Raw genomic sequence first — 6,610 nt, 5'->3', positions numbered from 1 at the left:
TGCCCCGGCCCGTCGGATGACCTGCAGCCGTGGGCGGTGAGCCTCGGCCGATCGGTGGGCCGGCGCCGCCGAGGGGCGCTCCTGGATCGGCCCGTCCGACACGCGAGGCAGCACAGTCGTCACGGCCGTGTCGATGTCCGGCGTTGCGGCCGGGCTGATCTCCGACTTCTTGCGGTCGGCCCGGACGAGGATCCACAGGGCGATCAACATGGCACCGACGAAGCCCACGAGCGAGAACGCCGACCCGACAAACACGTGGCTGTACGTGTAGCCCGGGTCGTAGCCGTACTTCCAGGTCGCCCACGCGATAAGCGCGACCCGGAAGGCGTTGACGGCCAGGATGAGGAACGCTCCGACGAACAGGGCGACGAGCTGGCGCGCCATGCTGATCCGGGTGAACACGGCGAACGAACCCATCATCACCAGCAGTGGGATCAGCAGCAGCGCCGAGGTGCATTCGTTGGTGATGTCGAGGCCGAACGCTCGCGGCGTGCCCAGACCGAAGAACACCACCGTCTTCGTCGTCTGGACCTTGTGCAGTCCGGTCGCGAGGTCGGTGAGCGGCGTGACGGCCGCCGCTTCGAAGCGGCGGAACGTGTCGTTCTGGATGGCCAGCCAGAAGGCCGCCCCGTACATCAGCAGGCCGGCCACCGGGCCGGTCTTCGACCGCCGATAGTGCTGGGCGGCGTGCGCAGCGACGGGCAGCTGAAAATCCAGCGACGGCAGGTGGCGGCGGGCGCCGCTTCGCCGCACCGATCCGACGTTGACGTCAGACGTCACTGGCCACCGGCCCGCGAGTGAGCGCCTCGGAGTTGCGGCGCGTCTTGGCCCATCCGGTCCTGCGCATGAGCACTCGCGCGAACGCACGCGGCGTGGAGGCATAGGTGTAGTAGAGGTAGATGGCGTTGCCGAGACCGAGCAGCCAGGCGTGCCGCCGGCTCAACTGCGGCTCGACCACCTTGCGGTAGACCGGCCCCCACATGATGAACGGCAAGGCGCCGAAGATCACGGTCACACCCGCGACCGGCCAGAACTCGGCGAAGAACGCACCCGGGCCGGAGGGGTAGTTGAAGGCCTGCAGCACGGTGAACAGGAGCAGTAGCGGCCACAGGAACACGCCGGCCACCTGCAGCCACGGCGTCACCAGGAAATAGCAGGACTCGACAACGCCGGCGTTGGTGAAGTTGGGCGAGCGGACGATCTCGCCGAGGTACACCGAGCACTGCATGGTGCCCTGCGTCCACCGCGTGCGCTGGGTGACGAGGCGCCGCATGGTCAGCAGCCCCTCTTGCTCGACCCAGGTGTCGTAGACGAAACGGTTCTTGTAACCGGCGAGCAGGATGTGCAGGCCGAGTTCGTAGTCTTCGAGCAACGCGCCGTGCCACGGCTCGGAGTAACGCCGGGCGATCTCGTCGAGGGCAGTGAGCCGGCTGAACTGCCCATTGCCGCCCATGCCGACCGAACCGGTGCGCTCACGCAGCATCTGCATCGCCGACATCGTGGTCATGAACTCGAGGTCCTGCATTCGCACGAGGAAGCGGGAAAAGCTGAGCCCGAGACGGGACGGCGTCGCGAACTGACCGAGATCGTTGCGGTTCTCCATGCGTACGGAGATCTGCGCCGCGCCGATCGACGGGTCCCCGAACACCGTCGGCGAGCTGACATAGTCCAATGCCTCCGGCGCCAGCCGGCCGTCGGCGTCGAGGACAGCCACGATCGCCCGGCTGCGGTCGGCCCAGGACGGGAACCAGTCGCTCAGCGCGTAGTACGCCGCATTGAGGGCGTCGCCCTTGCCGGTGCGGGCGTTGGGCAGTTCGCGACGGACCAGATGGATGTTCCAGTCGAACAGCGACATCCTGTGCACGATCTCGGCCGTGCGGTCGGTACTGGCGTCGTCGATCACCCAGACATGCGCTTCCGGGAAATCGGCCCGGCAGCGGTTGAGCGTCGTCTCGATGACGGCCTCTTCATCCCGGGCCGGGATGAAGAAGTGCCACTCGAACTCGCTCGAATCGCCGGGAACCGTCCGCGGTCGCCGCAGGAACGGGACGAGGATCATCGCCACGTAGCTCAGGAAGAGCACCGTCACGAACAGCGCCACGAACTCCAGCAGCACTACACCCATGACGGCCTACCTCGTGAGTACCCCTTTGCCCGCAGGAAGAGCGCGCCGTTCGATGTTACGACGACTGGCGACCGCGGCGGACCGTTCCCCAACGTAGGAACAGCAGCCCACCAACCACGAGGGCGACAGCCAAGAGAATCGTCAACATGATCGGCACGCCGGTGGTGGCCAGGCCGCCGACGGTTCCGCCGCCCACGGCCACGCCGCCCGTACCCCTACCGCCGTACATATCAGATGCTCCTCTTGTCGGCTGAGATCACGCTGCGGATCCGAGGCGGCGGATGCCGGTCCGGATGCCGAAACCGATGACCACGATCAGCGCAAGGGCACCGAGGATCAGCGGCAGGTCCTGGAAGGAGAAAGCGGCCACGCCGGCGACCGGCGTCGGCGTACAGGTGACGCTGCCGATGATGATGTCCGCGCCGTTCCCGTTGAGTAGCGTGATGTGCAGAGCATTCACGGTGAGTGAGCCGTCCGTCGGGTTCGTGATCTGCTCGCCGATGATCACACTTGCCACGCCAGGGATGACGAGGACCTGCTGAGTGGTGGCGGCGGTCAGGTTGACGACCGGATTAAGACCGACGGCCAGATTGGCGATCGTCGTGCTACCGGAGACGGTGTCGCCCGTGGCAGTGCATGTCGCCGAGACCGCATTGGCGTGGATCGCGTACGCGGTCACGCCGGCGACCGTGGTGCCCAGCAGGTTGACGTTCGCCGTGCCCGCTGACGCTGACGACGATGGCGTGTTCGTGTTGCCCGACGTGTGCGCGTAGACGGCCTCGAGGTTGCCCAACGCGCCGAGATCCACCGGAACCGTCGCGTCATTGCTTCCCGGCGGAAAGGTGCTCGTCGGCGTAGGGCCGATGGTAATTGCGTTGAGCACCTTCACCTGAACGCCGAACGCGCTCGAGGTACCCGCGGCGGCCGCTGCCGCGGGCGCCATCGGGAGCAGCGCGAATGCTGCGGCCGCGGCCAGTGCGGTGATTCGCACGGCCTTCGAGTTTGGCTTGCGCATGGAATCCGGTCCTCTCGGTCACGCCGCGTACTGCGAACGTCCTGTGCCAACTACCTCTGTGAGCGAAGTTCCGCTCTCCGTCCGTCATCCCCCGTGGGACGTGGCCGACGAGCCGATCCTAACCAGACAGTACCTGCCTAACTCTTGCCTCGAACCGTCCAACGAGCAACTCGAGAAAGAGAAACGAAGGTGCAGCGCCAATTTAAAGGAACATAACACGCAAGGCGGCCACGATGGCGCTGGACGCCGAACCGTCCCCGTACGGACTCGGCAACGCGGCCAAGCGGGCGTGCAGCCCAGCGATTCCGGGCAGGTAAGCCTTTGTGGCGGCGGCCACCCGCTCCGGTCCGACGAGCACGGCGTGGTGCTCGAAGGCCTCCGGCCGCTCCGTGGAGCGGCGAACCACGACAAGGGGACGGCCCAGGATGGTGACCTCTTCTTGCACGCCGCCGGAATCTGACACCAGGACGGCCGCCTCGGCCGCGAGGCCCAGGAAGGTGACGCCGTCCATCGGGTCGACGACGCGGAGGGGCTCCAGGAGTCCCTCCATGCCGGCGGCTCGGGCGGCGGCCGCGGTCCGTGGATGAAGCGGTAGCACCACGGGGAGGGGCAGTGACCCGAGCTCGGCGAGAATTCGCCCGAGAACGGCCGGATCGTCGGTGTTCTCCGGTCGATGGAGGGTCGCGAGGACGTAACCGGCCGGTTCCAGGCCGTATTCGGCCAGGAGCTGGGCGCGACGTCCCGGGTTCGGCAACTGACGGCGCACGGCCTCGACGACGGTGTTGCCGCAACAGATGACCTGATCGCCGTTGATGCCTTCGCGGGCCAGATTGGCCACCGCTGTCGTGGTGGGGGCCGCCAGCAGGTCGGAGAGGTGGTCGACGAGGACGCGGTTGTGCTCCTCGGGCATCGCGCGGTCGTAGCTGCGCAGCCCGGCCTCGACATGGACGATCGGGAAACCGGTGGAGTTGGCGGCCAGCGCGCCGGCCAGCGCCGAGTTCGTGTCGCCCTGCACCACTACGGCGGCCGGCTCGATCCGGGTGAGGAGGTCGGCCACGTGCTCGGTACCCCGCCCGATCTGCGCCGCTCGGGACAGGCCGCCGAGGTGCAACTGGTGCGCAGGGCGCGGCAGCCCCAGACCGTCCAGGAACACCTGGGAGAGGTCGTCGTCGTAGTGCTGGCCGGTGTGGATGACCACCGCCGCGTCGCCGAGGCCCTCGATCACCCCGGCCAGCTTGATGATCTCCGGCCGGGTCCCCAGTACCACGGCCACTCGTCGAGCGGTCATCGGCGGGCGGCGCTCAGCCGACTCAGCGAGCGCTCGCGGCCGAGGATCTCCATCGACTCGGACAGCGGTGGCGAGACCGTGCCGCCGGTGACCGCCACGCGCACAGGCCCGAACGCGTTGCGGGGCTTGAGCGCCAGGCCCTCGACCAGCGCTGCGCGCAACGCTTCCTCGATGGCCCCCGCGCGCCACTCGGGCAGTGCTTGGAGGGCAGCCGTGGCCGCCTCGATGACGGGCCGGCCCGACTCGCCGAGCTGCTTGGTGGCCGCCGCCTCGTCCACCGCGAAATCGATCTCGGCGACGAGCAGGAACCGCAGCAGATCCAGTGCCTGCAGCAGGGTCTGGCTGCGTTCCTGGACCAGCGGCGCGCCGGCGCGCAACAGGGCCGTGGCGTCCGGGCTGAGGTCCTCCGTGCGCGCTGCGAAGTCGACCAAGCGTTCGGCGAACTCGTCGACGCCGAGCTCCCGAATGTAGTGGCCGTTGAGCCAGTCCAATTTCTGCAGATCGAACACCGGCCCGACGGCGTTGACGTGCGCCCAGTCGAAGCTGGCACTGAAGTCGGCGAAGGAGAAGATCTCCGACTCGCCCTGCGGTCCGTAGCCCAGGAGCGCGAGGAAGTTGATCAAGGCCTCGGGCAGGTAGCCCTGCTCGATGAACCACGTGAGCCGCGCCGCCGGATTCTTGCGCTTGGAGATCTTGGACTTGTCGGCGTTGCGCAACAGTGGCATGTGGGCGAAGGCGGGCACCGGTAGGCCCAGCCACTGGTAGAGAAGTACGTGCTTCGGCGTGGACGAGATCCACTCCTCGCCGCGCACCACGTGGGTGATGCCCATCAGGTGGTCGTCGACCACCACGGCGAGGTGATACGTGGGGAAGCCGTCAGCCTTCAGGATCACTTGGTCGTCCGGCCGCGGCGCGGACACCTCGCCGCGAATCACGTCGGTGAAAATGAGCGGCGGGTCATCCGGGATGAGCATGCGCACAACCGGCGTGTCAGTGGCGCCGCCCAGGGCGAGTCGCTCCTCGGCCGTCTTGCCGAGGCAGAGCCGGTCGTAGCCGGTCGGCCGCTTCTGCGCTCGCTGCTCCTCGCGCATCTGCGCCAGCCGCTCAGCGCTGCACCAGCAGTGGTAGGCGTGCCCGTCGGCGAGCAACTGCTCGACGAAGGGCCGGTAGGTCTCGAGCCGCTCGGACTGCCGGTACGGCGCGTAGGGGCCGCCGACGTCGGGGCCCTCGTCCCACGTCAGGCCCAGCCACCGCAGGGTGTCGTAGATCTGCTGCTCGCTGTCGGCCCGGAACCGGGCCCGATCGGTGTCCTCGATACGAAGGATGAACCGTCCGCCGTACCGCCGTACGAAACCCAGGTTGAACAGCGACATGTACGCGGTCCCGACGTGCGGATCACCTGTCGGTGAGGGCGCGACCCGCAGACGTGGCGTGGTCACGCCTTCACGACGGGGTTGGTCAACGTGCCGATGCCCGCGATCTCGACGCTCACCGTGTCGCCGCTGATGATCGGGCCCACGCCGGCCGGCGTGCCGGTCAGGATCACGTCCCCCGGCAACAGCGTCATGATCGCCGAGACGAAGGCGATCTGGGTGCGCACGTCATGGACCATCTGGCTCGTCCGGCCGTCCTGCTTCACCTGGCCGTTGACGGTGGTGACGACGCGCAGGTCGGACGGGTCGAGCACGGTCTCGACCCACGGGCCGAGCGGGCAGAAGGAGTCGTAGCTCTTCGACCGGGTGAACTGCACGTCCGCGCGCTGCTGGTCCCGCGCGGTGACGTCGTTGGCGGCCGCGTAGCCGAACACGTGCTTCAAGGCGTCCTCAGGTGCGACGTTGCGCGCCGGGGTGCCGATCACCACCGCCAGCTCACCTTCGAAATGCACCTCGGTGCTCGAGGGCGGCAACCGGATCGCGTCCCCCGTGCCGATGACGGAGGTGGACGGCTTCAGGAAGATCAGCGGTGGCGTGGACGTCGTCATCCGGGCCTCGTCCTCCGGCCGCAGTTCGCCCCCGGGCGCCATCTCCCTGATGTGGTCGCCGTAGTTCTTGCCGATGGCCACCACCTTGCTCGGCAGGAACGGCGACAGCAGGCGGACGTCGGGGAAGGCCCACCGGTCGCCGGTGAAGGTGATGGGGCCGAACGGATGGCCGTCGATGGCCGCGACGGTCAGCGCCTCGAC

General features: G+C 68.0%; 7 protein-coding genes. All 7 read right to left on the bottom strand.

The features are described 5' to 3' along the window. A partial coding sequence (locus tag ABR571_RS04360) for an exosortase/archaeosortase family protein (protein WP_409451967.1) occupies nt 1-780 on the bottom strand: 780 nt, incomplete at its 3' end. Further along, nucleotides 770-2,125: a glycosyltransferase family 2 protein gene (locus tag ABR571_RS04355; RefSeq protein ID WP_409451966.1), complete on the bottom strand. Its 1,356-nt coding sequence runs from the start codon at nt 2,123-2,125 to the stop codon at nt 770-772. The genes ABR571_RS04360 and ABR571_RS04355, both read right to left, overlap by 11 nt. Before the next feature lie 55 nt (nt 2,126-2,180). Then, nucleotides 2,181-2,354, bottom strand: coding sequence for a hypothetical protein (locus ABR571_RS04350; protein ID WP_409451965.1), 174 nt, complete (start codon nt 2,352-2,354; stop codon nt 2,181-2,183). 27 nt (nt 2,355-2,381) lie between these two features. Beyond that, on the bottom strand, nt 2,382-3,140 hold the full coding sequence (locus ABR571_RS04345; protein ID WP_409451964.1) for a choice-of-anchor P family protein: 759 nt from the start codon (nt 3,138-3,140) through the stop codon (nt 2,382-2,384). Nucleotides 3,141-3,342: 202 nt separating this feature from the next. After that, nucleotides 3,343-4,407, bottom strand: coding sequence for a non-hydrolyzing UDP-N-acetylglucosamine 2-epimerase (gene wecB, locus ABR571_RS04340; protein ID WP_409451963.1), 1,065 nt, complete (start codon nt 4,405-4,407; stop codon nt 3,343-3,345). Nucleotides 4,408-4,424: 17 nt separating this feature from the next. Beyond that, nucleotides 4,425-5,867, bottom strand: coding sequence for a glutamate--tRNA ligase (gltX, locus tag ABR571_RS04335; RefSeq protein WP_409451962.1), 1,443 nt, complete (start codon nt 5,865-5,867; stop codon nt 4,425-4,427). After that, nucleotides 5,864-6,610: fumarylacetoacetate hydrolase family protein (locus ABR571_RS04330; RefSeq protein ID WP_409451961.1), on the bottom strand; the 747-nt coding region annotated here is incomplete at its 5' end. The genes gltX and ABR571_RS04330, both read right to left, overlap by 4 nt.

This window comes from Jatrophihabitans sp. (genome assembly GCF_046262535.1).
Lineage (GTDB): Bacteria > Actinomycetota > Actinomycetes > Mycobacteriales > Jatrophihabitantaceae > Jatrophihabitans.
This window is presented reverse-complemented; position numbering and strand designations above follow the sequence as displayed.